Below are 593 nucleotides of genomic sequence, written 5' to 3'. Positions count from 1 at the left end.
GCCATCTGGCAATGGCACGACGGCGAGCGCGACGGCGCCGCGACCGAGGCCACGGCCGGCCTGCCGGAGATCATCCCCGGGTCTTGGTTCGTGGACCTCGACGCCGCACTGGCCGACACCCGCGAGCTGCACGGGCTCTGCGGGGACGACGTCACGTTGCAGGACCCGGACAGCACCGAGGAGGAGAAGGACTTCCTGTGGCGACCGGAGTTCGTCCTCCTCCTGGGCAGCGAGACACCCCTGGTCGCCGAACCCCACCCCACCCACGGCACCTCAGTCCACCGCTTCGACCCCCAAGGCCAATACAGCCTCACCGCCCACATGACCATCCCCGAAGTCATCAACCACTGGCACCACTACCTCGACACCGGCGCCTGGACCATCAACGACCACGGCAACTGGGAGATCGACCTCACCCGGTACCCCACCATCCCCCACCACCTACCCATCGCCGAACAAGGCAAACTCACCGGCCGCTACTGACCCCGAACCCACCGCAACAAGAACACCCATGACCGCTCACGACGTCACCGCAGCACTCCACACCTGGGAGGCGCGCCTGCGCGCGCGGGGCGCCGCCGTCGTCGACCGAC

The 593-nt window shown here is 68.5% G+C and carries 1 protein-coding gene; it reads left to right on the top strand.

Features of this window, described 5'->3' with window-relative positions; genetic code table 11:
* Nucleotides 1-483 (top strand): hypothetical protein (locus N869_RS18185; RefSeq protein WP_035063312.1); only part of this gene is annotated, 483 nt, incomplete at its 5' end.
* Nucleotides 484-593: the final 110 nt, after the last annotated feature.

Source organism: Cellulomonas bogoriensis 69B4 = DSM 16987 (genome assembly GCF_000767165.1).
Lineage (GTDB): Bacteria > Actinomycetota > Actinomycetes > Actinomycetales > Cellulomonadaceae > Actinotalea > Actinotalea bogoriensis.
This window is presented reverse-complemented; position numbering and strand designations above follow the sequence as displayed.